Annotated in this window: 25 protein-coding genes; 16 read left to right on the plus strand and 9 right to left on the minus strand. The window is 49.6% G+C overall.

The window, feature by feature from the left end:
* Complete coding sequence (locus tag ACLPHM_RS02155; protein ID WP_430219629.1) at nt 1–1,182, plus strand: acetyl-CoA C-acyltransferase; 1,182 nt, start codon at nt 1–3, stop codon at nt 1,180–1,182.
* 134 nt (nt 1,183–1,316) lie between these two features.
* On the opposite strand, the gene argH is transcribed toward ACLPHM_RS02155, so the two are convergent.
* Nucleotides 1,317–2,729, minus strand: a complete 1,413-nt coding sequence (argH, locus tag ACLPHM_RS02160) for an argininosuccinate lyase (protein ID WP_430219630.1) — start codon at nt 2,727–2,729, stop codon at nt 1,317–1,319.
* Nucleotides 2,730–2,869: 140 nt separating this feature from the next.
* Here argH and ACLPHM_RS02165 point away from each other — a divergent pair, with 140 nt between their 5' ends.
* From ACLPHM_RS02165 to ACLPHM_RS02175, 3 genes are read left to right on the plus strand one after another with little or no spacing between them, the layout of a single operon-like run.
* On the plus strand, nt 2,870–4,192 hold the full coding sequence (locus tag ACLPHM_RS02165; RefSeq protein WP_430219631.1) for a mechanosensitive ion channel family protein: 1,323 nt from the start codon (nt 2,870–2,872) through the stop codon (nt 4,190–4,192).
* Nucleotides 4,193–4,238: 46 nt separating this feature from the next.
* Nucleotides 4,239–4,577, plus strand: a complete 339-nt coding sequence (locus ACLPHM_RS02170; protein ID WP_430219632.1) for a P-II family nitrogen regulator — start codon at nt 4,239–4,241, stop codon at nt 4,575–4,577.
* A 10-nt stretch (nt 4,578–4,587) separates the two neighbouring features.
* Nucleotides 4,588–5,433 (plus strand): aldo/keto reductase, encoded by an 846-nt coding sequence (locus ACLPHM_RS02175; protein ID WP_430219633.1) that lies wholly within the window; start codon nt 4,588–4,590, stop codon nt 5,431–5,433.
* Nucleotides 5,434–5,452: 19 nt separating this feature from the next.
* Here the strand turns inward: ACLPHM_RS02175 and ACLPHM_RS02180 are convergent, their stop codons facing one another.
* Together ACLPHM_RS02180 and ACLPHM_RS02185 are read right to left on the minus strand one after the other, a co-directional pair.
* Nucleotides 5,453–6,679 (minus strand): MFS transporter, encoded by a 1,227-nt coding sequence (locus tag ACLPHM_RS02180; protein WP_430219634.1) that lies wholly within the window; start codon nt 6,677–6,679, stop codon nt 5,453–5,455.
* Between the two features lie 71 nt (nt 6,680–6,750).
* Nucleotides 6,751–7,314 (minus strand): chorismate--pyruvate lyase family protein, encoded by a 564-nt coding sequence (locus ACLPHM_RS02185; RefSeq protein WP_430219635.1) that lies wholly within the window; start codon nt 7,312–7,314, stop codon nt 6,751–6,753.
* A 37-nt stretch (nt 7,315–7,351) separates the two neighbouring features.
* On the opposite strand from ACLPHM_RS02185, the gene ACLPHM_RS02190 reads away from it, so the two are divergent.
* The gene (locus tag ACLPHM_RS02190) at nt 7,352–8,086 is read left to right on the plus strand and encodes a pseudouridine synthase (RefSeq protein WP_430219636.1); all 735 of its coding nucleotides are present in this window, start codon (nt 7,352–7,354) and stop codon (nt 8,084–8,086) included.
* Nucleotides 8,087–8,110: 24 nt separating this feature from the next.
* Complete coding sequence (locus ACLPHM_RS02195; protein ID WP_430219637.1) at nt 8,111–8,263, plus strand: hypothetical protein; 153 nt, start codon at nt 8,111–8,113, stop codon at nt 8,261–8,263.
* Nucleotides 8,264–8,288: 25 nt separating this feature from the next.
* On the opposite strand, the gene ACLPHM_RS02200 is transcribed toward ACLPHM_RS02195, so the two are convergent.
* Nucleotides 8,289–9,179, minus strand: a complete 891-nt coding sequence (locus ACLPHM_RS02200) for a 23S rRNA (adenine(2030)-N(6))-methyltransferase RlmJ (protein ID WP_430219638.1) — start codon at nt 9,177–9,179, stop codon at nt 8,289–8,291.
* Between the two features lie 302 nt (nt 9,180–9,481).
* On the opposite strand from ACLPHM_RS02200, the gene ACLPHM_RS02205 reads away from it, so the two are divergent.
* From ACLPHM_RS02205 to ACLPHM_RS02220, 4 genes are all read left to right on the plus strand, one after another.
* Complete coding sequence (locus ACLPHM_RS02205) at nt 9,482–11,443, plus strand: SurA N-terminal domain-containing protein (protein WP_430219639.1); 1,962 nt, start codon at nt 9,482–9,484, stop codon at nt 11,441–11,443.
* A 65-nt stretch (nt 11,444–11,508) separates the two neighbouring features.
* A complete protein-coding gene (locus ACLPHM_RS02210; protein WP_430219640.1) occupies nt 11,509–12,345 on the plus strand; it encodes a peptidoglycan DD-metalloendopeptidase family protein in 837 nt (278 codons plus the stop codon).
* Entirely contained in the window at nt 12,342–13,037 is a 696-nt protein-coding gene (locus ACLPHM_RS02215; RefSeq protein ID WP_430219641.1) for an AzlC family ABC transporter permease, read from the plus strand. The genes ACLPHM_RS02210 and ACLPHM_RS02215 overlap by 4 nt, the downstream gene beginning before the upstream one ends.
* On the plus strand, nt 13,024–13,365 hold the full coding sequence (locus ACLPHM_RS02220) for an AzlD domain-containing protein (RefSeq protein WP_430219642.1): 342 nt from the start codon (nt 13,024–13,026) through the stop codon (nt 13,363–13,365). Before ACLPHM_RS02215 ends, ACLPHM_RS02220 begins: the two co-directional genes overlap by 14 nt.
* 43 nt (nt 13,366–13,408) lie before the next feature.
* Here ACLPHM_RS02220 and ACLPHM_RS02225 read toward each other — a convergent pair whose 3' ends face one another.
* The 5 genes from ACLPHM_RS02225 to ACLPHM_RS02245 form a co-directional block, all read right to left on the minus strand.
* Nucleotides 13,409–15,682 (minus strand): RelA/SpoT family protein, encoded by a 2,274-nt coding sequence (locus tag ACLPHM_RS02225; protein WP_430219643.1) that lies wholly within the window; start codon nt 15,680–15,682, stop codon nt 13,409–13,411.
* Nucleotides 15,683–15,709: 27 nt separating this feature from the next.
* On the minus strand, nt 15,710–15,913 hold the full coding sequence (gene rpoZ / locus ACLPHM_RS02230) for a DNA-directed RNA polymerase subunit omega (protein ID WP_166409109.1): 204 nt from the start codon (nt 15,911–15,913) through the stop codon (nt 15,710–15,712).
* Nucleotides 15,914–15,937: 24 nt separating this feature from the next.
* Nucleotides 15,938–16,579 (minus strand): guanylate kinase, encoded by a 642-nt coding sequence (gene gmk, locus ACLPHM_RS02235; protein ID WP_430219644.1) that lies wholly within the window; start codon nt 16,577–16,579, stop codon nt 15,938–15,940.
* A gap of 76 nt (nt 16,580–16,655) precedes the next feature.
* Nucleotides 16,656–17,447 (minus strand): exodeoxyribonuclease III, encoded by a 792-nt coding sequence (gene xth, locus ACLPHM_RS02240; RefSeq protein ID WP_430219645.1) that lies wholly within the window; start codon nt 17,445–17,447, stop codon nt 16,656–16,658.
* Nucleotides 17,448–17,682: 235 nt separating this feature from the next.
* On the minus strand, nt 17,683–18,720 hold the full coding sequence (locus ACLPHM_RS02245) for an HAD family hydrolase (RefSeq protein WP_430219646.1): 1,038 nt from the start codon (nt 18,718–18,720) through the stop codon (nt 17,683–17,685).
* A gap of 336 nt (nt 18,721–19,056) precedes the next feature.
* Here ACLPHM_RS02245 and ACLPHM_RS02250 point away from each other — a divergent pair, with 336 nt between their 5' ends.
* The 6 genes from ACLPHM_RS02250 (at nt 19,057) to ACLPHM_RS02275 (ending at nt 24,982) form a co-directional block, all read left to right on the plus strand.
* Complete coding sequence (locus ACLPHM_RS02250; RefSeq protein ID WP_430219647.1) at nt 19,057–19,827, plus strand: YwqG family protein; 771 nt, start codon at nt 19,057–19,059, stop codon at nt 19,825–19,827.
* A gap of 134 nt (nt 19,828–19,961) precedes the next feature.
* Nucleotides 19,962–20,759: a fused MFS/spermidine synthase gene (locus ACLPHM_RS02255; RefSeq protein ID WP_430219648.1), complete on the plus strand. Its 798-nt coding sequence runs from the start codon at nt 19,962–19,964 to the stop codon at nt 20,757–20,759.
* 141 nt (nt 20,760–20,900) lie between these two features.
* A complete protein-coding gene (locus tag ACLPHM_RS02260) occupies nt 20,901–21,815 on the plus strand; it encodes an ABC transporter substrate-binding protein (RefSeq protein ID WP_430220738.1) in 915 nt (304 codons plus the stop codon).
* Between the two features lie 58 nt (nt 21,816–21,873).
* Complete coding sequence (locus ACLPHM_RS02265; RefSeq protein WP_430219649.1) at nt 21,874–22,767, plus strand: ABC transporter permease; 894 nt, start codon at nt 21,874–21,876, stop codon at nt 22,765–22,767.
* A gap of 17 nt (nt 22,768–22,784) precedes the next feature.
* Complete coding sequence (locus tag ACLPHM_RS02270; protein WP_430219650.1) at nt 22,785–23,579, plus strand: ABC transporter ATP-binding protein; 795 nt, start codon at nt 22,785–22,787, stop codon at nt 23,577–23,579.
* Between the two features lie 146 nt (nt 23,580–23,725).
* A complete protein-coding gene (locus ACLPHM_RS02275) occupies nt 23,726–24,982 on the plus strand; it encodes an efflux RND transporter periplasmic adaptor subunit (protein WP_430219651.1) in 1,257 nt (418 codons plus the stop codon).
* Nucleotides 24,983–24,984: the final 2 nt, after the last annotated feature.

The following is a 24,984-nucleotide window of genomic DNA, read 5'->3' on the forward strand; positions in this document are numbered from 1 at the left end:
GTGAAAGAAGTGGTGGTGGTTTCTACAGCTCGTACCCCCATTGGTAAGGCATACAGGGGGGCGTTTAATAATAGCTATGGTGCAGAGTTAGGTGCGCATGTAGTACGGGCAGCGCTGGAGCGGGCAAAGGTCGAGCCAGCCGAGATTGATGAGGTGGTGTTTGGTGTGGGGCGTCCCGAAGGCACAACGGGGGGTAATATCGCCAGACAGATTGCCTTGCATGCAGGCATGCCGGTGAGCACATCAGGGATGGTGGTGAGTCGGTTTTGTGCTTCCGGTTTACAAGCCATTGTCAGTGCTGCTCATCGTATTTTGGTGGATGGGCTGCCCATGGCGGTAGCGGGTGGTATGGACGTGATTAGTCTGACTGTGAATGAACACACGAATACGTGGTATCAGCAAGCCCCCTGGCTAAAAGAGCATTGCCCAGCTATTTATAGCAGCATGATACAGACTGCAGAAAATGTGGCTAGGCACTATGGCATTACTCGTGAGCAGCAAGACGCGTATGGTTTGCAAAGCCAGCAGCGTGTGGCGGCAGCACTTGCAGCGGGGCGGTTTGAGCAAGAAATAGTGCCGTTCACGACGACAAAACTTGTGAAAGATAAAGAGACTGGTGCATGGCAAGAGGTATCGGTGTGTCTACAGCAAGATGAAGGGATTCGAACCACAGATGCCGCATCGTTAGCAGCGTTGAAGCCGGTGTTGGAGGGCGGTACGGTGACAGCAGGTAATGCGAGTCAACTGTCAGACGGTGCTAGCGCATGTGTAGTGATGGAAAGGCGTATAGCTGAACAACGAAATGCTAATATTTTGGGTGTGTTTCGAGGCTTCGCGGTGAGTGGATGCGAACCAGGGGAAATGGGCATAGGCCCTATTTATGCTGTACCCAAGCTCTTGAAACAGACTGGATTACGTGTGCAAGATATAGGATTATGGGAGCTAAATGAGGCGTTCGCCGTACAGGCGCTATATTGTCGTGATTATTTAGGTATTCCCAATGATGCGCTGAATGTGAATGGCGGTGCTATTGCTATTGGTCATCCCTTTGGTATGTCTGGAGCACGCATGGTAGGTCATGCATTGCTGGAAGGTAGACGTCGTGGTGTGCGCTATGTGGTGGTCACTATGTGTGTGGGTGGTGGTATGGGTGCAGCGGCATTATTTGAGATCACGCCCTAAGCAGGGTGATGTGATGATTATTGGAGCCTAAACACTTAGGCATCTATCTTGTGCTACTGCGTCAGAGGTCAGCCATACAAAAAGGGGTAGAACAATGATGTTCTACCCCTTTTTTAGCTACCTATGCCGCCTGCTTATTCAGCTAGAATGCGCTCTGCTTCAAAGCGTACACGTTCGGGGGCTGTGCCACCGATGTGGTTACGCGAAGCCACAGAGCCTTCAAGAGTCAGCACACCGTAGATGTCTTCTTCGATACTGGCGTGGAAAGCTTTAAGCTCGTCTAAGCTCAGGTCAGCCAAGTCGCAGCCTTTTTCTTCGCATTTACGTACAGCCAATGCCACGGTTTCGTGTGCATCACGGAAAGGCAGACCTTTTTTCACCAAGTAGTCAGCCAAGTCAGTGGCTGTGGCAAAGCCTTGCAGTGCCGCAGCACGCATGGCTTCTGGGTGAACGCGAATGCCGTCAACCATGTCTACAAAAATAGTCAGGGTGTCGCGGATGGTATCAGCCGAGTCAAACAGACCTTCTTTGTCTTCTTGGTTGTCTTTGTTGTAGGCCAAAGGTTGACCTTTCATCAAGGTCAGCAACGCCATCAGGTGACCGGTTACGCGGCCTGTTTTACCACGAGCTAACTCAGGTACGTCTGGGTTTTTCTTCTGAGGCATGATGGAGCTACCTGTGCAGAAGCGGTCAGCGATGTCGATGAAGCCTACGCGTGGGCTAACCCATAGCACCAACTCTTCAGAAAAACGCGAAATGTGGGTCATGACCAAAGCGGCTGCAGCGCAGAACTCAATGGCAAAGTCACGATCTGATACGGCATCCAGCGAGTTACGACATACACCGTCAAACTCCAGCAAGCTAGCCACTTGTTCGCGATCTATAGGGTAGCTAGTACCGGCCAGTGCGGCAGCACCCAGAGGCAATCGGTTAACACGTTTGCGACAGTCGGCCAAACGCTCGGCATCACGACCAAACATTTCTGCATACGCCAGCAAGTGGTGACCAAAGGTCACGGGTTGAGCCACTTGCAGGTGGGTGAAGCCGGGTAGAATGGTGTCGGAATGTTTAAGCGCGAGAGCGGCTAGACCTTTACGCAATTGTTGCAGCAGTGTAATAGCCGTGTCGATTTCTGCACGCAACCACAGACGAATATCGGTGGCTACTTGGTCATTACGTGAACGGCCTGTGTGCAAACGTTTACCGGCATCGCCAATGATTTCAACCAGACGTTTTTCAATGTTCAGGTGCACGTCTTCGAGGTCGATGGACCACTCAAACTGCTGCTGTGCTATTTCGTCCAAGATTTGCGCCATACCGCGCTCAATCGCTTGCAGGTCATCGTTGCTGATAACACCAACCGTGGCCAGCATAGCGGCGTGAGCCAAGGAGCCTTGAATATCAAAGGCGGCCAAGCGTTTGTCAAAATTGACGGACGCGGTGTAACGCTTGACGAGGTCAGACACCGGTTCACTAAAGCGCGCCGACCAGGCTTGGGCTTTGTTCGCGAATTGATTTTGCATGGAAGATGAAGAGTTATCAGACATAATTGATTGCTTTTGTAGGTCAGCCAGGCTTACGTGTAGCCAGGTCCATAGGCTATATTAAACGGTTATTTAGGACGTGATGGCAAGTTTGACGATCAACGCGCTCTGGCGTCCGGCAAGATTATAGAAAAAAGGTATACATGATTATGTTAGACGAATGGGTAGATCAAAGTTTATTGATGCAGTATTTGCCAGAAGTTTGGATGCGGGTTTTGGCAGGGCTGCTACTGTTGATCGTGCTCTACAGCATTATAAGCTGGGGCGTGCGCGCAGGGATGGCTGTTGTGGTAGGCAGGGCCTTGCAAGCTATACGCAAAGGGTCATGGCAGGAACCTTTACGTAAACGTCGTGTGGCGGCTTATTTAAGTCACATGGTGGCCTTGCTGTTTTTGGCGCTGAACCTACAGTTGATGCCCATGAGTGAGGCAGTGACCGAGGGCTTACAGCGCATTGTGCTGACACTGTCGTGTTTTTACGCCTTACGTTGCCTGAGTGCAGTGTTGTCTGCCACCCAAGATATCTATGAAGAAAGCACCCGTTCGGGTCGTGCCTCGATTAAGGGCTATATAGAGGTAGCTCGCAGCATTATGTGGGCGCTTGGTACCGTAGTGGGGGTTTCCATTCTATTGGATAAATCGCCCATCCTAATGCTCTCTGGTCTGGGTGCGATCTCAGCCGTCTTGCTGTTGGTGTTTAAAGATACCTTGCTGTCCATGGTGGCGAGTGCGCAAATCAGCAGCAATGACCTGTTGCGTATCGGCGACTGGATCAGTATGCCGCAGGCTAATGCAGACGGTACGGTGATTGATATTTCTCTACATACCGTCAAAGTCGAGAACTTTGATAAAACCGTGACCAGCGTACCTACATACAAGCTGTTCTCAGAGAGCTACAAGAACTGGCGCCACATGTTTGAGTCGGGCGGTCGTCGTATTAAACGTACCCTGAGCATTGATGCTTCTACCATTCGTTTTTTGGATGATGAAGAGATTGAAGGGTTACGCCGATTTGCACTGCTGGATGAGTACCTAGTAGAAAAGCAGCAAGAACTTGAGGAAAGTAATAAGCAACTAGTTGCTGAGGGTCGCGATGGGATTAACCGTCGTCGTTTGACCAACATTGGTACGTTCCGGGCGTACGCCATGCAGTACTTGAAGCATAAAAAAGGTATTCATCATCAAATGTTGATGATGGTGCGCATGATGGAGCCTAGCAGTGAGGGTGTACCAGTAGAGGTTTATTGCTTTACGGACGACACCGCCTGGGTCAATTACGAGCGCATTCAAGGCGATGTGTTTGACCACTTCCTGTCCATCTTGCCTGAAATGGGTCTGCGTTTGTACCAGTCACCGTCTGGTGTAGATATGCGCGAAGCCTTTGCACAGGGAGCAAACCTGAAAGAGATGTTGCAGGCAGAGCGTCCTTCTACTGAAAAACGTGCAGGTAGTGCGCTGGACAGTTAAGATGTAGCGGGTGGCAATTTTCAGAGTTATTGCTTTGGTTATATAGATGAAACAAATTACCGCAATTATTAAGCCTTTTAAGCTGGATGAAGTCCGCGAGGCCTTGGGTGAGCTAGATGTAAATGGGCTCACTGTCACTGAAGTGAAAGGCTTTGGTAGACAAAAAGGGCATACCGAGCTCTATCGTGGCTCCGAGTATGTGGTGGATTTTTTACCGAAAATCCGTATTGATATTGTGGTGCCAGCAGAGCGTTGTGATGCTGTGATCGAAGCCATTATCAAAGCGGCTCGTACCGGAAAAATTGGTGACGGAAAAATCTTCGTTACCAACGTAGAGCAAGTGGTGCGTATACGTACAGGCGAAGCCGGCGCCGCCGCCATCTAAGGAGTGCAGGGTGCAGTCGTATTTTTCACTGGATAGTGCTGCGTTTTCTAGAGTTGGGCAGGGCTCTTGGTATTTGGATAGTGCTGCCGATAGGGCGCAAGTCATTCGCGCCATACAAACGGGGCTAGATGCCGGGCTGACCCATATAGATACCGCAGAAATGTACGGTGATGGCGATGCAGAAACTCTACTGGGCGAAGCCTTGCGTGATCGTAGAGACGAGGCATTTCTAGTCTCTAAAGTACTGCCATTTAATGCGGGTTATGACGATGCTATTGCTGCCTGTGAGCGCAGTTTGCAACGTTTGCAAACCGACTATTTGGATAGCTACTTGTTGCATTGGCGAGGCCAAGTCCCACTGGAAGAAACCGTTGCGGCGATGGAGCAACTGCAGCAATCAGGCAAGATTCGTAGTTGGGGCGTTAGCAACTTTGACGTCAGTGATCTGGTAGCGCTGTACGCTATCGCTGGCGAGGGCAAAATTGCCTGTAATCAAGTGCTTTATCACTTGGAAGAGCGCACGATCGAGCACGAGCTTATAGGGTGGTGCGTTGCACACGGTATTAACGTTGTGGCCTATAGCCCGTTTGGGCATGACCAGTTTCCGCTGGAAGGCAGTGCAGAAGGTCAGGTGTTAGCTCAAATAGGGCAACAGTACGATGCCAGTGCACGTCAGGTAGCGTTGGCGTTTTTGTGCCGTAGGCCAGATGTGTTTGCTATCCCTAAAGCCGCCAGCATGCGACATGTGCTGGATAATGCAGGCGCGTTGGATTTAACGCTGAGCCAAGACGATATTGCCAATATTGATGCAGCGTTTCCGCTGCAACCTCATCCGGGTTATTTACCCATGATCTAAAGGCCGCAGCGGTAGGCGATTAGTCTGCCGCTACGTCGGCGGCTTGGCTACGTTCATGGAACCATAGCCACATTAGCGAAACTACTACAACCCCTACGATAGGGAAGGTCCAGGTGTTGATGCCATCCCAGCCATGTGTGACCAGTAGTTGGCCTGAAGAAAATGACGAAATGGCGACTGAGCCAAACACTAAAAAGTCGTTAAACGCTTGTACGCGATTACGTTCTTCGTTGCGATAGCAGTCGGTGACCATGGCGGTTGCACCAATAAAACCAAAGTTCCAACCCAAGCCCAGCAGAATCAAACTGATCCAGAAGTGTTCGACGGATAAGCCGCGTAGTGCGACCACGCTCGCCAGAGCAATCAAGAGTAGGCCACTGAGTGTGACAGCAATTTTGCCGAAACGACGAATGAGCGTACCGGTGAAAAAGCTAGGGCCAAACATGGCCAGAATATGCCATTGAATGCCTAGCGTGGAGTCACGCATGCTATGGCCGCAGCCCACCATCGCTAAGGGGGAGGCCGTCATCATAAAGCTCATCAAGCTGTATGAACTAGTCCCCGCAATCACAGCCACAATGAACTTAGGTTGCTTGATGATTTCTAGTAGGGGGCGTCCGTGTGAAGCGTTGGTGTGTGCTGCTGGTGTATTGTGTGTGACTGCCGGATCATTGCGAAGAAATGCAATTAACGGAAGAGCGCACAGAGCCAGTATAGCCTGAGCGATGAACGTGCCGCCAAAGGGGAGGCTAGGAATAATTTCGCTGGTATGCAGGATAACTTGGGTTGCCAGTACGGCTGCTACCAACCCCCCAATCATGACCCAAGAAATGGCTTTAGGCTTGAGAGGGCCTTCTACCGAGTCAGCCGCTGCAAAGCGGTAGCTTTGTACATATGAGGCGTATAGCCCAGCCAGAATAGTACCTAGGCAGAACAGTAGAAAAGAGCCTATAGCGATACCGTAGAAGGCAATCATGCCACCGGATGCTCCTAATAAGCTGCCTACCACATAGCCAAATCGGCGGCCCTTCTGACGCATGACGAAAGCAGCGGGGAGTACGCCCAGCGCCAGCCCAATATTAAACAAGCTGACGGGCAGTGTTGCCATCTCAGTAGAAGGGGCCAACTGCGAGCCTACCAACCCACCCAGCGCCACGACAACGGCGGGGTTGGCACCTCCAAGAGCTTGCAGTCCGGACAGCACGAGGGCGTTACGACGCCCGTTGCCTGTAAGAGAGGAGTTCATGCGTTAAGTACTTTGTTAGTAAAATTAATTGTTACGAGGAATATACAAAGAACTTAACGTAATTTATCTTTTTAGGCTAGAAGCTGGCTGTCGGGGTAGTGCGTCCAGAACTCCGGATGAAAACACTCAATCACAATCAAAGCCTGATCCTGTCTCATAAAACGGGAGCATCGCGCATACAAAGGCTGCAGTTCTTGGATGTGGAAGGTGTGTTGCGCTAAAGGTGCAAGTGCGCTGTCAGTTTCGGTGTTGACTCTATAGCAGAACTGAGAGCGGCTAACCTCTGGGTCGTTGTAGAGAATATCGGCCAGAGGTTTAGTACCTAGATTTTTAATGCTGCCCCATTGGTCGTCAGAGGCTGCTACAGTACAGAAACTGCGTGCACAAACCATAGGCTGTCCATCCAAACTCATCACGATTTCCCGCACCCAGGCGTGGGGTTGATCCAGCATCCAACGCTCTTCGTCATGCAGCGTGGTGGCACGTTCTGCTTGTACGGCTAGCGTGAGTTGACCGAGGTTACGCAGCGACGCAGTCAGCGCGCCAGGCTTATCTAGCCAGAAAGCAGGTAAGGGTGCCAAGTCGGCGGGCAATTGGGATGTCCAGGAGTTCTTAGCGGGCGGACAGAATTTCATAGGGAATTACGCAAACAACGCTTAAAATAGCAAAACTATGGAACAGATCAGAATTTCAAAACTCATGTCAGAGCGCGGCCTTTGTTCGCGCCGGGAAGCCGATGCTTTTATTGAGCGTGGCTGGGTAAAAGTTAATGGCCGCGTTGCGGTATTGGGGCAAAAAGCATCACCAAACGACAAAATTGTACTGGATAAAACCGCTCAACAACGTCAAACCGAGCGTGTGACCATTATTTTGCATAAACCGGTAGGTATTGTGTCCGGTCAGGCAGAAAAAGGGTATAGAAACGCGGTGTCGTTGATTCAGGCTAGTACACAGTACAAGCCAGGTATCTCTGGGCAAGGTAAATTTAGCCCTGCACACTTGCGTGGTTTAGCTCCTGCGGGGCGTTTAGATATTGATTCGCAAGGTTTGTTGGTGCTGACGCAAGATGGTCGTATTGCAAAACAGCTGATTGGCGAAGATTCTCCTATTGATAAAGAATATCTGGTGCGCGTGAGTGGCAAGCTGGATGACCGTAATTTGGCTATGTTGCGCCACGGTTTAAGCTTAGATGGCAAGCCATTGCTGCCTGCAGAAGTGCGTTGGCAAAACGACGACCAGCTGCATTTTGTACTACGTGAGGGTAAAAAACGTCAGATTCGCCGTATGTGCGAAATGGTGGGCCTGAAAGTAGTAGGTCTGAAACGCGTACGTATGGGACGCGTTGTACTGGGTGATTTGCCTCCAGGCAAATGGCGCTACCTGCGCCCCGGTGAGAAGTTCTATTGAGATTCACAGCAAGGTGCGCCGCGTTTGACGATGCGCACCGCTGTGCTGGCTGATAGCATTGTCACCGCAAAAGGCTCATCGCCAGTTAGTTTTACATGTGCGATCTTTCAACAGGCAGGAGTACCTGCAGAGCATATTGCACAGTTCAACGCCATGTTGGCTGCAGAGCATCAGTGATGCTCTGCCTGAACCAGTAAAAGCGTTATTCGTCTTCGTCGCGCGTAGTGCGACGCACAGGTTTTGCTGCTTGGTGACGGCAGGTAAACGAGGCATCTTTATCTTGTGCCAAGGTTTTAGCTAACCACTTCATGGTTTGTGGCAACTCTTTGGCCAGCACCCAAGGTGGGTTGATCACAAACATACCGCTACCATGTAAACCAAAGCCGTCTTTTTGTGGCGCTTTCACAGTCAGTGATGCATGTAGCCACTCCACTTTCAATTGTTCCAAACGGCGTTGTAGGCTACGCACTTCTTCGCGTTGCACGATGGGATACCAAATGACGATACAGCATTGGGCAAAGCGTTTCAGTATTTCCGAGAGGCTATCAAAGACCTTTTTGTAATCGGTTTTTGCCTCATAAGACGGGTCTATGATCACAATGCCGCGACGTGTGTGGGGCGGCATCAAGCGCAACACCTCCTTAAAGCCATCTTCTGCATGTACGTGTACGCGACGTTTAGCGGGCGTACGTAGTAATTTTAGGTTGTGTTGCAGCAAAGGGTATTCGTTAGGATGCAGCTCAAAGCCGTGAAAGCTATCCTGCTTACGCAGTTTGCTAACGGCCAGCCACGGTGAGCCTGGGTAATAGCGGGCTAAACCATCAGGGTTTAACTCAGCGATGGCGTCTAAGTAGCCTTCCACCATGTCAGGTGCATTTTCGGCTTCTATCACTCTATCTAAACCATCGACGCATTCGCCGCTTTGCTGTGACCAGTCATGTTCCAGATCGTAAAGTCCGGCGCCGGCGTGTGTATCAATAACAGTAAAGCCGGTTTCCTTTTGCAGGTAATAGTCCAGAATGCGTGTGTAAATCACATGCTTCAGTACATCTGCATGATTGGCGGCGTGAAAAGCGTGTCTATAGCTGAACAAAGTACTATCCGATGGAAGTAAGCGGTTAATTGATGAAATAGGGAGTGAGGCTAGCGTTTAACTCTTCAAAAAGCTAAGTGCTTGTGTCAAAAGAGATTTATACCGCATTTCTAGGTGATAAGGCGTATACCAGTCTACGATTTTAAAGGTTTATGCAGGCTAGAGGCGATTCAGCAATGAAAGCAGGCCAAAAGTTCAGTAGAATAGGGGATTATTTTATTCTCTGGCCAGCAGTCCGGTCTTTGGTTTTGATCATAGATTAGGCCGTTGTGCTGTTCTAAACACGCAAGAATAGGTGTTTAATGTTCACTTTTTTCCGAACGCATCAACGTTTGATGCAGGTGGTTTTGCTGATCCTGGTTCTGCCTTCTTTTGTGCTGATCGGGGTGAGTGGTTACAGCAGCTATACCTCTAATGACACCGAACTGGTGAGAATTGGGGATACAGCGCTTACTGCTGAAGAGTTTGATCAAGCACGTCGTGTGCAGCTACAAAACATGCAGCAAGAGCAAGGCAGTGCTTTTGACTTGGCTGCAGTGGACTCTCCTGAAGCGCGTCGTAAGCTGTTGGACGCAATGGTGAACCGTAATGTCTTGGTTGAAGTCGCCACCAAAGAAGGTCTGAGCGTATCGGATGGCGTGCTGCGTCAAGCTATTGCCGCTATTCCTGATTTTCAAGTTGACGGTGTGTTCTCGCCTGAGCGTTACAACTCCTTGTTAAGCACATCGGGTATCCCTATTCGTGCGTTTGAGGAGTCTCAGCGTGCAGACCTAACCTTAGGTCGCGTATTGGGCCCTGTTGCGCAAACGGCTGAACTGCCAGCCTCAGTTGCAAATTTGGTAGATAAAGCGCTGACTACCACACGTAAAGTTGAGCTGCTAAATTTTGAAGTTGCTGACTACCTGAAACCTGAGTCTATTACGGATGCTGAAGTACAAGCTTGGTACGAGAAAAACCAAGATGCATTGCGTTTGCCTCAGTATGTAGATGTGTCGTACTTGGTTCTGGATGAAGACGCCGCGCGTAAAAGCGTGCCAGCACCTTCTGCAGACGACTTGCAGAACTACTACAACCAGAACAAATCTCGTTTTGGTCGTGCTGAGCGCATTAACCTAAGCCACATTTTGGTTGCCGTGAAATCGGATGCCTCAGAAGAAGAGCGTGCTGCGGCACGTGAACGTGCCGACAAAATCGCTGCAGAAGCGAAACAAGACGGTGCAGACTTCTCTGCCTTGGCACAAGAGAACTCTGACGATAAAGGTACAGCACGTAATGGCGGTAACTTGAGCTGGATCAGCCGTGGTGCGTTGCCTGATATGGAAACAGCAATTTTTGCTCTGCGTACGGGCGATGTATCGCCTGCGGTACAAAGTGTAGACGGCTACCATATCTTTAAAGCTAATGCTTACGAAGAAGAGTCTGTACAGCCGTTTGAAGAATTAGCTACGCAGCTTGAGCAAGAAATTCGTCAACAACTGGCAGCACAACGTTTTGCTGACATGGCTACACAGCTGACTAGTTTGGTGTACGAAAGCCCTGAGTCCTTGCAAGCAACCGCTGATGCACTGGGTTTGACTATTCGTCAGGCTAAAGGTGTATCCCGTGAAGGTTTGTTGGATGCGGCGTTCATTGGTGAAGGCTCTGCACAGAGCTCAACTGATGCCGAGTTGTTGAATGACCCACGTGTACGTCGTGCTTTGTTTAGCTCGCAGTCTTTGGCACAGCGCCAAAATGCGGGTGTGATTGAAGTAGCCGCTGACAACATCGTGGCAGTTCGTGCTGAAGAAATACACGAATCTTCTGTACCTGCAGTAGATCAGGTAAAAGACGCTATTGTTGAGCGTCTGGCACTGGAGCAAGCCCGTCAACACGCAAAAGAAGCTGGCGAAAAAGCATTGGCTAGCTTCAAAGCAGGTCAAGAAGTGGCTGATGCTAAATTCGGTTGGGAGCGCTCAATTAATCGCTTAAATAACGCAGGTCTGCCTGAAGTGGTAGTAAATGCAGCAATGTCTGCGGATATCGCGACATTGCCTGGTTATGCTGGCGTTAATACAGATACTGGTTACAGCGTAATTAAAGTAACAGGCGAAAGCGCTGCTGAGTTAGACCCTGCACTGAAAGACTTCATGCAGCAGCAAATGCGTGCGTTACTGGCAAATGCTGAAGAGCAAGCGGCAATGACGGCTCTGCGCACTGAGTTGAAAGTGACGGAACAGCCTGCCGTGCAAGAGGCTTTACAAAGCAGTGACGAAGAAGAGCAGTAATTTTCATCTATGATGTAAATAGCCCCATCTGAGCAGTTAGGTGGGGCTTTTTAATGTGTGACGCAATGATAAAAAAATACTTGAAATTGATGGTGTGTGGCTGCGCGTTCTGGGCTGGTGTAGCGATGGCACAAGAGGCTGGTTATATACAGCGCCAGTTGCACAATGCAGTGCCAGGAGGGGTGGCAGTATTGGGGTTGGGCAACCAAGAGGAAGCGCCTAAAGCGAGCTTTGAGGGCAAGCCTGTATTGGTGGTACGCGACAGTAATGAGCAGTGGATTGCTATCGTGGGCCTAGATTTAAAAACCTCACAGGGCCAGCACGAGGTGGTGACGGATCAGGGGCAGAGCCTGGGCTTCAATGTGGGCCATAAGCAGTACCGTGAGCAGCATATCAAGCTAAAAAACAATGCACATGTGAACCCTAGCGCTGAACAATTGGCACGCTATGAACGCGAATACAACGAACAGATAGATGCCTATCAGCAGTTTACGGATCGTTACCCTAGCAACGTGATCTTTGATTTGCCAGTGCAAGGTCGTTTTAGCAGCCCTTTTGGCTTGCGTAGATTCTTTAACGGTGAAGAGCGTAACCCACATTCTGGTCTGGATATTGCCGCCGCCAGTGGTACGTTAGTACGCGCACCCGCGAATGGCAAAGTTATTCTGGTAGGGGACTACTTCTTTAATGGCAAAACTGTATTTTTAGATCATGGGCAAGGTTTGATTACGATGTACTGTCATTTGTCTGAGATCCTGGTGGAGCCTGGCGATGAAGTGGCTCGTGGTGCGTCTTTTGCAAAAGTAGGGGCAACCGGGCGTGCGACTGGCCCGCATTTGCATTGGAATGTGAGCGTAAACAATGCGCGTGTAGACCCGCAGATCTTTATCGCTAAGCCATGAGTAAAGCGTTATGTAGAGGCTTGAAAGATAGCTTATCTATAGCGGTTGGGTATGTGCCTGTTGCTATTTCGTTTGGTTTGGCGGCAGTGGCGGCTGATGTGCCGGCATGGGCTGCCATCATGTTCTCGGTACTGGTGTATGCCGGTGCGAGCCAGTTCGTCTTAGTCAGCCTGATTTCACAGCAGGCATGGTTTCTGACTGTGGTGGCGGTGGTGTGGTTGATGAACTTACGGCACTTGTTTTATGGGCCTGCGTTACTGAATGCGGCGCAACCCTGTCAGCCTAAGCGTCCTACCCTGTTTTGGGGTGCAGGTTTGACAGACGAAGTCTTTGCCACAGCAGTAGGGCGTTTGGCTAAACAGCCGGATAGTGATAAAGAAGATTGGTACTTGGGCTTACAGCTTGGGGCCTATTTGTCGTGGGTGGGCGGAACAGCCATTGGCGCATTATTTGGAGCGGATTGGCTAGGGCGTTGGGAGGTGCTAGATAAAAGTCTAGGCTTTGTATTACCGGCCCTGTTTTTCACGCTATTGCTGGAGATTGCAGAAGCCGTGCCGCGTCCGGTGTTATTGGCAGCGGCGCTTGGAGCTGGGCTAAGTCTACTCGTGGTACCTGTTTACGTGGCTATTATTGTGGGTATGTTTACAGGGTGTTTGGCAGTTTTGGTAGGGGCTAAGCATGAGCACAACTGATTTTATTCTGGTGGCAGTGCTGGGCGGGTTGGGGACGTTATTAATACGCTATGTGCCGCTGCGTTTGCATGGTCAGCGCCGTTCGGGGCAAGGACGTAGGGTATTGCATCAAATGCTTGCTGCTATTGGCCCAGCGGCTATTGTGTCGTTATTGACGGTGTCGCTTATTGCCGAGGTATCCCCCGACTCGCCTATACGCAGTTTATTGCCTGGTTTATCTGGGTTGTTGGGTGTGTGGTTGGGGCGCAAACTGTTCAAGAACAACATTGCAGCAGGCACTATTATGGGCGTGCTTGCCTATGCGGCTTGCACAGCGGTAATAGGGTAGAAATGAAAACCGCCTTGTAGGACACAAGGCGGTTAGATGTACATTACGAGTTTGTGCCTTTCACGCGTACGATTTTCTGTACTTGAGGGATTTGGCGTATGGCTCGAATCACTCTAGCTAAGTGAGTACGGCTATCTACCTGAACGGTTAGGTGCAGCAAGTTGGTCGCTGCGCCTTCGTCAGGCATGGTTAAGTGCAGGATGTTGGAGTCAGCATCATTAATGGTGGCAGCCAGTCGGCCTAGTACGCCACGTTCATTCAGTACTGTCACATCTAGCTTGGTGTTCAGGTGACGTGCCGTATTGCTATCCCATACAACTGGAATCCAGCGCTCTGGCTCTTTGACTTGCTGTCGTTGTGCAACTTGGCACTCAGTCATGTGCACGACTAGGCCGTGACCCATACGAATACCACCAATAATGGCATCGCCTGGCAGTGGGCCACAACAAGGCGCTAATTGAACCGCTTGGCCTTCGTTGCCATGAATCACAATAGGAGCTGCACCGCTAGAGGTGTAGTCATCCACTTGTGCAGCTGTCGTCGCTAGGATGGCGTGTTCAGGGGCAAAGCGGCGCGCAACCACCGCAGCCAAACGTTTGCCTAAACCAATATCTGCCAAAATTTCTTCACGCGATGCGGCGCCAGAGCTTTTAGCTAGTTTTTCCCATTCAGGGTGATCGTCATTAGGGTAAGGGACGTGAATGCTTTCAAACGCTTGTTTCAGCAGACGCTTACCAAAGGCAACAGACTCTTCGTATTTGACCGTACGCAAGTAATGGCGAATCTCGGAGCGAGCACGTCCTGTGCGCACGTAGTTTAGCCATTGTATGCTTGGTCTCGCAGCAGGGGAGGTGACGATTTCAACTGAATCACCACTTTTCATCTCGGTGCGTAGTGCAACGAACTCGCCATTGATTTTGGCGGCCACCGCTTGATTACCGATGTCGGTATGGATGCTGTAGGCAAAATCAATAGGTGTAGCACCACGAGGCAGCGAAATGATTTTGCCGCGAGGGGTGTATACATAGACCGCGTCAGGGAACAGATCCACTTTGACGTGATCCAGAAACTCACTGGAGTCACCGGTTTGGCTTTGAATGTCTAACAGGGACTGCAGCCAGTGGTGTGTACGTTTTTGTAGGTCGTTAAGCGTGACATTATCGTCTTTATACAGCCAATGTGAAGCGACGCCTTCTTCCGCCACATGATCCATCTCGTGTGTGCGGAATTGAAACTCTATAGGTGTACCGTAGGGGCCAATCAACGTGGTGTGTAAAGACTGGTAGCCATTGATTTTAGGAATGGCAATGTAGTCTTTGAACTTACCCGGAATAGGGCGGTACATTTGGTGCAGTGTGCCCAAGGCCAAATAACACTCGGGCAAGGTGTTCACAACGATACGAAAGCCGTAGATGTCTAGCACATCAGAAAAGGATTTTTTCTGCTCCTGCATCTTACAGAAAATGCTGTACAGCGACTTTTCTCTACCACTTACCTCAGCCTCAATACCTGCAGCAGGCAGGGCGACCGTGACAGCTTCGGTGATTTTTCCTAGCACTTCACGTCGGTTGCCACGCGCAGCCAGCAATGCTTTATGCAGTACTTGGTAGCGGTTGGGGTGTATAGCTTTGAAGCAGCGGTCTTGCAGCTCGCGAAACAACGCATTTAAGCCCAAGCGATGAGCAATGGGCGCGTAGATCTCTAGGGTTTCTTGAGCAACACGACGACGTTTTTCTGGGCTAACAGCATCCAGAGTGCGCATGTTGTGCAGACGGTCGGCCAGCTTAATCAGAATAACCCGCACGTCTTTGGACATGGCTAAAAGCATCTTTCGGAAGCTTTCGGCTTGCTGCTGGCTTTTGGTCTGGAACTGCAAACGCTCTAGCTTGGAAACCCCATCCACAATTTCAGCCACATCTGTGCCGAATTTTTCCGCCAATTCTTGCTTGGAAACGTCTTGGTCTTCAATGACGTCATGCAGCAAAGCAGCCATTAACGAATCGGCATCTAGCTTCCAGCCAGCACAGATTTCAGTAACCGCTATGGGGTGAGTGATGTAAGGTTCGCCGCTAGTGCGAAATTGCCCCAAATGAGCGTTATCGGCCAGTTTATAGGCTTCACGTACGCGTTCTACGTCTTTGGGGTCAAGATAAGTGCTGATGATCTTGTTCAGCGGTGCGAGCGAAGCTATGGGTGCTTTAGCAGGTTTTAGCGTAGGAATCGTAACTACATCTTTATTCCTGCGCCCAAGACGGGAGCCTTTTTTTAGCACGGCCAACAGGCCGGATGAAGCGCCACGCAAACCTGTAAATGCCATAAGACTTCCTCGCTAGATCATTGCTTATCAGGTGGGTACTTTACGCAACATTTCAAGACCAGTTGTGCCTGCAGCAACTTCACGCAGTGCAGTAACAGTAGGCTTGTTGCGGCTGTCTACGCGTGCTTCGTGGCCTTGAGCCAGTTCGCGGGCGCGGTAAGCAGCAGCCAGAGTCAGGTTAAAACGATTGGGGATTTTATCCAGACAATCTTCAACAGTAATACGTGCCATAAATAGAACCTGTATGACTAAATTTTAGGAATTGAATTCGGTGCGGATGCCCAGTTGACTAAACAACTCGGCGTGCCTATGCGCTTGTTTTGGTAGGTTTAAGCGGCTGGCTTTGACTACAGCGGCAAGCTCATCAAGCGCAAAGTTAAATTCTTGATTAATAATAACATATTGAAACTCGGAAATATGCGACATTTCGCTGCCAGCGGCCAGCAGTCGGCGAGCAATCACCTGTGCAGAGTCTTGGCCGCGTTGGTTTAGGCGACTTTCCAAGGCTTCAATAGAAGGGGGAAGGATAAAGATGCCAATGGCTTCAGGAAAGAAGCGACGCACTTGGCGGGCCCCTTGCCAATCAATCTCCAGCAGTACATCACGACCCGCTTCCAGCGCTTCGTGTATGGGTTGCACTGGTGTGCCATAGAAATTGCCATGCACTTCAGCCCATTCCAGCAACTGATCGTCTGCACGCAACGTCTGGAAATCCTCAACAGATACAAACTTGTAGTGCTCACCATCTTGCTCACCCGGACGCGGAGCGCGTGTAGTGCAGGAGATGGAAAGTTGGATATCGGGTTCTTGTTTCAGCAAAGCGTTGATCAGGCTGGATTTGCCTGCACCGCTAGGCGCGGCGACAATGAAGATATTGCCGGGATGTTGTGTGCTCATGATGATCTAATAGCTAATCAGCGGGTTGAAAGCATAACAAAAAAGCGATGTAACGAGGCAAAATATTGCAGGTTACTTAGGCAAGTTTGCTGAAATCCAGTTCCACAATCACTGGAGTGTGGTCTGAAGGCTGCTCATTACCACGAGGTTGTCTATCTATAGTGCAGGCGACAGTAGCGGGTTTTAACGCATCAGAAACCAAAACATGATCAATACGCAAACCTGCATTGCGTCGGTAGGCCATACGTCGGTAATCCCACCAGCTAAAGCTTTTTTCCTCTTGTGGGAACAGGCGGAATGAGTCGTGTAAGCCCAAACCTAGCAGCGTTTGAAACGCCGCACGCTCAGGTTCGGATACGTGCACTTCGCCTTCCCAGCGAGCAGGGGCGTGTACATCTTCATCAGCGGGAGCAATGTTGTAATCGCCTACCACGACAAGATTGGGGTAGCGCTCTAGTTCTGCTTTCAGCCATGTGGTTAGGCCTTGAAACCATTCCAGCTTATACGCAAATTTATCGCTGCCAACCGCTTGGCCATTAGGGCAGTACAGGTTAATCACACGTACAGGGCCTGCCGCTGTGTCGAAGGTTGCCGCAATTGCGCGTTGTTGTGGGTCTTCGTACGTAGGCAAGTTACGTTGTATATCTTGGCCTTCCAGCTTAGTAATGAGCGCCACACCGTTATAGGTGGGTTGTCCAGCCCATTGCGCATCCCAGCCTGCCTCACGCAGTTCTTCAATAGGGAATTTATCCTGGGCCAGTTTGAGCTCTTGCAGGCACAGCACATCAATGGGGTTTTGCTCTAGCCAGTCCAATACTTGCGGCAAACGTACGCGTAGAGAGTTTACATTCCACGTGGCAATTTTCATTGTAAAAGCATTCCCTTTGATTTATCTGAGTGTAGAGAATAGCGCAGGGTATAAGGTATTGCAGCTATCCCAAACATATATCTAGCCTAGTAGTTTACCGTGCCAGCAGGTAAGCCCCAAATCTCGGTGTGCAGGGAAGCGTAGTGCGTATGAAAAAGCCCTGACTGAATGGAGGCAGCCAGGGCGTTGAGCACACGTGTTGTCGCTGATGGTAGAGGGTAGCGACAAGCTTTACTTATTGTTCAAATTTAAAAATGGTTTTCCAGTCATTTTTCATGCTGATAATTGACCAGTTTTTTGTGGTGGCTTCGTCGTACAGGCTTTGAGAGAACGTACCTACGTTGCTGGCGGGTAAGCCTTGGGCTGGCCCATACGCGTATTCGCGTTGTGCGTCATCATGAAAGACCAACATGCCTAGACGCGCACCGTCCCCGCTTGTGGTGTACTCCAGCATTTCTCTGTCTCCGGTAGAGTTACCCGCAGAGAAATGTGGGCGTTTGCCAATAAATAAGCCTATGCCTTCTGCTTTGCCACCGAAGTCATCATTAAAAAATAACGAGGGCTGCAAAGCCAGGAAGGCTTTACCGTCTTTGTCATATTTGAATTGGGTGCTAAAGGATGTGCCGGCAATTTGTTCTGGCGGAATACCGTAAACACGATCGCTGTACGTACGCACAAAATCTTGTCCGCCGCCTGTGACTATATATGTTTTGTAGCCGTTTTCACGCAAGTACTCCATAAGCTCAAGCATGGGCTGGTAAATAAGGTCTGTATAAGGACGGTTCCAGCGAGGGTCGCGTGCGGTTTCTAACCATTTCACTACGTCTGCACTGTAGTCTTCAACGCTCATTCCATCTTGAGCCATGATGGCTATACGGAAGATATCGGCATTAGAAAGTTCGCTGATTTTTTTCATGTCGCCAGACAAAATGGTTTTGAAAGGTTCATGTTCAGCTAAAGAGGGGTTGTGTTGAACAATGCCATTTGTCTTACTCAAAATGTATAGATATTGAGTATAGAGAGGGTGTTCTACCCACAGTGTTCCATCTTGATCAAAGGTGGCAATTCTATCTTGTGGTTGCACAAAATTTTTGGAACCTTCTGTAGTGGTTTCTTGTACGAAATCAAAAATGGTGCTTTTGGTTCTCCCTTCGTTCCAGGAAGGAAGCGGGTCAACGTTTGCGGAGTTGGCTAAAGCGGGCTCGGCATTTACCACAGATAGCATAGTTAACAGCATAGCTGCAGTAGCGCAGCGCGTTATACCTTTAATCATGTTGATTCCCTTTAAAAACAAAATGAAGTCGTATTTAATCGTTGTGACGCTATATTTGTTAAGTATGCCTGTAAAAGTTAAAAACCACTTTGCAGAATTGTTAATTTAATAATAATGAATACAGCTGATTAAGAAAGACTATTTTGTTTTTGGTTATTAGGTTAATGAAAAATGAGTTTTTGATTGGTGAGTTTGGGTTTTCTTAGTGCAGGGGGGGCTGTGCTCTTCTGTAGTGGATGGGGGGAGTGTATGTGGAGAATGTTTCAGCTTGAGAACAAAATGCTGATATCGTTATGTGTGAAACCGCACCACTCATTAGAATGAAGTTACATCATCGTGAATAAAGAAAGCCTAGAGCAGCTAATTGCTAGTCATCCAACCTTGATTGAACATGCCAATTTTGTACGCGGTATGGTGCGCCCTAGTGTGCGTATTACCCTTACTAAAGAGGCGGCTAGTGGCATACAAAGCCAATTTGGTGGTTCGCCTATGGTGCCCAGTGGTTTTCAGTGGCCAGAGCATGATGTGGGGCTGTATTACTTTTTAGGTCAAATCAACTTTTCAGAAATAGAAAACAGGCCTGACTCATTACCAGCCACAGGACTGCTGTCACTGTTTAATGCTGATTACAACCCCAGCTCTGACAGTGAGGAAGAGGTGTTTTGGGGTGAGGAAGGTTATGTGAAGGCATGGTATTTTGAGGATCTTGATAGTTTGACGCCGATGCGGGCGCCGCATGGTAGAGAAGTACCAGAGAAAAGGATCACATTGATTGGTGAGCTGGATATTCCACGTCACGAAGATATGTTAGAAGGTTGTCCCTTTGAGCCGGAGATTCTTGAGGATTTAGTAAACATAGAGGGAGAACTACCCGGTCCCTCGGCAGCAGTAGGGATTCTGGCAACAGATTACCTACTGGGCTATCCCTCGTATTACAGCCTTGGCTATAACCCTACGCCTGGGCCTGAATGGGTGTCTTTACTGACAATAGATTCATACGAGGCATTTAATTGGTGTTGGCAAGATGGTGCTAAGTTGATGGTGTTTATAGAGCAAGACAAGCTGTTGGCACGAGACTTTAGCAATCTATTATGTGATGCTGGTTAGGTAACGTAGCGGCACTGTAGGTCGTGTGCGCCGCACTGGTCATAGAGGGCAAACCGGGCAGGGTTTGCTAAAAGCGCTTATGATTCAGGGCGGGCGTCTAAAGACGTGGTCGGTCAAGCTAGGAAGTGAAGGTCATGAACCAAGAACAAGAATGGGAAGACGATAGTCTGTACGACGAAGATGATGTGACGATGTCAGAAAGTGATGGCATCCGTTATTTGCACTTTGGAACGGAATGGATTCAAGGTGCGATGCGCATGTCTAAACCACATGATTTGGTATTGGCGTACACACAGCAAATGATGACGTGGTTGTTGTTTCATGAACCACACGAGTCGGATCGTATTGCCATGCTGGGTTTGGGGGCAGGTTCGCTACTGCGATATTGCTTAAAGCAAACGCCTTCTCACTGTGTCACGGTAGAGATCAACCCTCAGGTCACAGCGATGTGTCGTGCTTTCTTCCGACTGCCAGATCATGTGCGATCAGAAATTGTTCATGAGGATGCCGCTGAGTGGGTAGAAGACGCAGATAATCATAATCAGCATGCTGTATTGATGGTGGATTTGTACGATGCCGCTGCGCAAGGGCCGGTGTGCTCATCTGTGGAGTTTTACGAAGGCTGTAAGCAATGCTTAGACCAAGATGGCATTATGGTGGTGAATTTGTTCGGTTCACACCCCAGTTTTGAGTTAAACCTGCGCAATATACGTCAGGTATTTACTGAGCAGGTTTTGGTATTACCGGAAATTGATGAAGGCAATACCATCGTGGTGGCGTTCAAAGGGCGCGGTTTAGAAACTACCACGCAACAGCTATTAGATAGAGCAGAGTCTGTGCAAAGCCGTTATAAGTTGGAAGCGCGTCGCTGGGCAAAGTCGCTTTTGGCTACACGGCCAGTAGATACTGCGTTTACAATTAGTGAAATCTAGCAGGGAAATTCACTAGAGTTTTTTTCAGGCCTGTAGTTCAGACTACTCGTTGTCTGGTTTATTGATTCTTTTTTCCAGGAGCTTCGAATGAAGTTAAGAAATACAACGGCACTTCTGGCCAGCGTTCTGGCTGGTATCAGCATGATGGGTGCGAGTGTGGTAGGGGCGCAAACGGTTTCTGTGTCCTCCATCGTTGAGCACCCTGCGCTGGATTCTATCCGCGATGGCGTGAAACAGGCTCTGGAAGAGGCTGGTTATACCGAAGCTAATGGTCTGAAATGGCAGTTTCAAACCGCTCAGGGTAATACCGCGATTGCCTCGCAAATTGCCAAAAAATTCGTAGGTGATAATTCGGATGTGATCGTGGCCATCTCTACGCCGTCTGCACAAGCAGCGGTAGCAGCCACTAAATCTATCCCTATTGTGTACTCGGCTGTGACCGATCCTGTTGCCGCACAACTGGTTCCTTCGTTTGATGCGAGTGGCACCAACGTGACAGGTATGTCCGATGCATTGGCATTGGAAAAGCAGGTGGAGCTGATTAAACGCATCGTGCCTGACGCTCAAAACGTAGGTATGGTGTACAACCCAGGTGAGGCCAACTCTGTGGTGGTGGTAGAGCGCATGCGTGAACTGCTGTCTGAGCAAGGCATGAACTTGGTAGAGGCTACAGCAGCTCGTACCGTAGACGTACGTGCGGCAGGTAGCAGCTTGATTGGCAAAGTAGATGTGTTCTACACCAATACCGATAACAACGTTGTGTCGGCATACGAAGCGCTGGTGAAAGTGGCTAACGATGCCAAAATCCCTTTGATCGCTTCCGACACAGGAAGTGTTGAACGTGGCGCCATTGCGGCATTGGGCGTGAACTACTTCAATCTGGGTAAACAAACGGGCGACAAAGTGGTGCGTATTCTTAAAGGTGAGAAGCCAGGCGATATTGCTTCCTCAACCAGTGAGAACTTGGAGTTGTTCGTCAATCCAGGTGCAGCCGCTAAACAAGGTTTGACCTTAGATGATGCATTCATCAAGTCAGCTACTACCATCGTTGAGTAACTTTTAATCACGCTAGCGGTGCCCTAAACAGGCACCGCTTATTCTTGTCTGACTACGCATGTCCTTATATTCTCTGTGGGGCGCTCTGGAAATCGGCCTAATTTTCGGTCTGGTTGCATTGGGAGTGCTGATCTCGTTTCGTATTCTTCGTTTTCCCGACTTAACCGTTGATGGCAGTTTCCCTCTTGGGGGCGCCTGTGCGGCAGTGCTGATTAGCCAAGGGGTAGATCCATTTATTTCTACGTTTGTGGCTATGTGCGCTGGCGCTCTGGCGGGGATGATTACAGGCTGGTTAAACGTACGACTGAAGATCATGGATCTGCTGGCCAGTATTTTGATGATGACGGCGTTGTACTCCATTAACTTGCGCGTGATGGGTAGACCTAACGTTCCGTTAATTAACGACGATACTGTCTTCACGATTTTGCAGCCTGCAGGTTGGTCAGACGACTACATTTTCCGTCCATTATTGTTGGTGTTGATTGTGATCATCGCCAAGCTGCTGTTGGATTGGTTTTTCTCTACCCAAAAAGGCTTGGGTATGCGCGCGACCGGCTCTAACCCACGTATGGCGAGAGCACAGGGCGTAGCAACAGGTGGCATGATTTTGTTGGGTATGGCGATCTCCAACGCCTTGGTAGCGTTAGCGGGCGCATTGTTCGCGCAGTCACAGGGCGGTGCTGATATCTCTATGGGTATTGGGACCATCGTGATTGGTCTGGCGGCCGTGATCGTGGGTGAGAGCATCTTGCCATCGCGCCGTTTGGTGTGGGCAACGTTGGCGGTGATTCTAGGCGCGATCCTGTATCGCTTCTTTATTGCGCTGGCGCTAAATGCAGACTTTATTGGCCTGCAAGCGCAGGATCTGAACTTGGTGACGGCACTTCTGGTAACCATCGCCTTGGTGATCCCGCTGTTGAAGAAACGTAAAAAAGCTATTCGTAAGTCGTAGTACTAAAGGGAAGAGTCATGCTTGAAGCAAAAAACCTGCAATTAACTTTTAACCCTGGTACTCCGATTGAAACCCGTGCGTTGCGCGGAGCGTCGCTGACTATTCCTAGCGGTCAGTTTGTGACGGTGATTGGTTCTAATGGCGCTGGTAAGTCCACATTTTTGAATGCGGTATCCGGCGATCAGGGAGTAGACGATGGTCAGATTCTTATAGACGGTAAGGATGTGACTCGACTACCCGTATGGAAACGTGCCGATATGGTGGCCCGCGTATTCCAGGATCCTATGGCGGGTACGTGTGAAGACTTAACCATTGAAGAGAATATGGCCTTGGCTTCTAGACGAGGTCTAGGCCGTAGTTTATCGCGTGCGGTGCAGTTAAGTATGCGAGACGAATTTAAAACCAAACTGGAAACACTAGGGTTGGGTTTAGAGAATCGTCTGACGGATCGTATTGGGCTGTTATCGGGTGGCCAACGGCAAGCGGTAAGTTTGCTGATGGCGGCGTTACGTCCTTCGCGTATTCTGCTGCTGGACGAGCATACGGCTGCTTTGGACCCACGCACAGCCGATTTCGTGTTGGAGCTTACTGCACGCATCGTAGAAGAGGGCAAACTCACTACGATGATGGTCACGCATAGTATGCGTCAGGCCTTGGATGTGGGGGATAGAACCGTGATGTTGCACCAAGGGCAAGTGGTGTTAGATGTGAGTGGTGACGAGCGCAAAGGCATGGAGGTGACAGATCTGCTTCATATGTTTGAAAAAGTGCGCGGGGAAAAAATCACTGATGACGCTTTGCTTCTAGGGTGATGGGTTAAATATTTGTTGCAAAAGACCCTATACGACTGTGTGGTCGTTTTTGTGAAAAACACATAATCCATATATACTTTACGTCTCACTGTCCACGTCTACTGGCGCGGTGTGTCTTATAGTCTATTGAGATTCAGGAGTTTTTCATGCTGAAATCCCGCCCTAAGGCGTGGCGTCCGCTACGAGTATTGTTCTTAACTAGTGTGGTTCTGCTTGCAGCGTGCGGCGACAAAAGTCCGCAACAGCAAGCCGGAGGCGGCATGAAGGTTCCTGTCAGCGTCGTTACGGTGAGCACTGCACCGACGGCGCTGTATCAGGACTTACCAGGCCGTGTGGAGGCCATCAAAGAGGCCCAAATCCGTGCTCGAGTAACTGGTATTCTTGAAGAGATTAACTTCAAGCAAGGTACGGACGTTACGGAAGGTCAGCACCTGTTTAGTATTGATCCTGACACCTACCAAGCGTTGCGTGACCAAGCTGCTGCACAATTGCAAAATGCGCAAGCCGACGCAAAAGCCGCGGCTTCATTAGCACAGCGCTACCAGATCCTGATCAAAGAAAACGCAGTGAGTCGTCAAGAGTACGACAATGCCATGGCGCGTAATGCGCAAGCACAAGCTGCCATTGCTGCTGCACAAGCAAACCTGAAGACAGCCGAAATCAACCTGGGCTACACCAAAGTAACATCCCCCATCAACGGTCGCATTGGTAAAGCCATTGTGACTGAAGGTGCTTTGGTGAATGCGACCGAAGGTACGCAATTGGCAGTGGTTCAGCAGTTGGACCGCGTGTATGTCGATATTCGTCGTCCTGCGAGCGAGTTGATGTCTTTGCGTAATGCGATGGCTGCCGGTGAGCTGACTCAAGATGCTGAAGGCGCCAAAGTTACTGCCTTGTTTGATGACAATACTCAATACGACCAATCAGGCGAACTCTTGTTCTCCGGTGTGTCGGTAGACCCATCAACAGGCCAAATCAATCTGCGCGCTGAGTTCTCTAACCCTGACAATATTTTGCTGCCAGGTATGTTCGTTCGTGTACGTTTGCAAAACGGGATAGATGAGAAAGCTATCTTGGTGCCAACACAAGCGATTCAGTACTCCAACGGCGGTGCAACCTCTGTGTTTGTGGTTAAAGAGGGTGTAGTTGCTGCAGTACCTGTGAAAGTAGGTACTACATATGGTGACAAAATTTTGGTGAATACAGGTTTGGCAGAAGGTGATGAGTTGATCGTTGCTGGCTTCCAGAAAATTGGTCCGGGCGTACCTGTACAGCCCACTCCTTGGAAATCTGGCCCAACAAGCACCGAAAATGCAGAAGAGTCTGCTGAAGCCGCTGAACCAGCAAAAGATGAGAGTGCTGAGCAAGCTCAAGGCCAAGACGCAGCTAAAGCAAGCGAGTAAAG

The organism is Paenalcaligenes sp. Me131 (assembly GCF_050487225.1).
Classification (GTDB): Bacteria; Pseudomonadota; Gammaproteobacteria; order Burkholderiales; family Burkholderiaceae_B; genus Paenalcaligenes.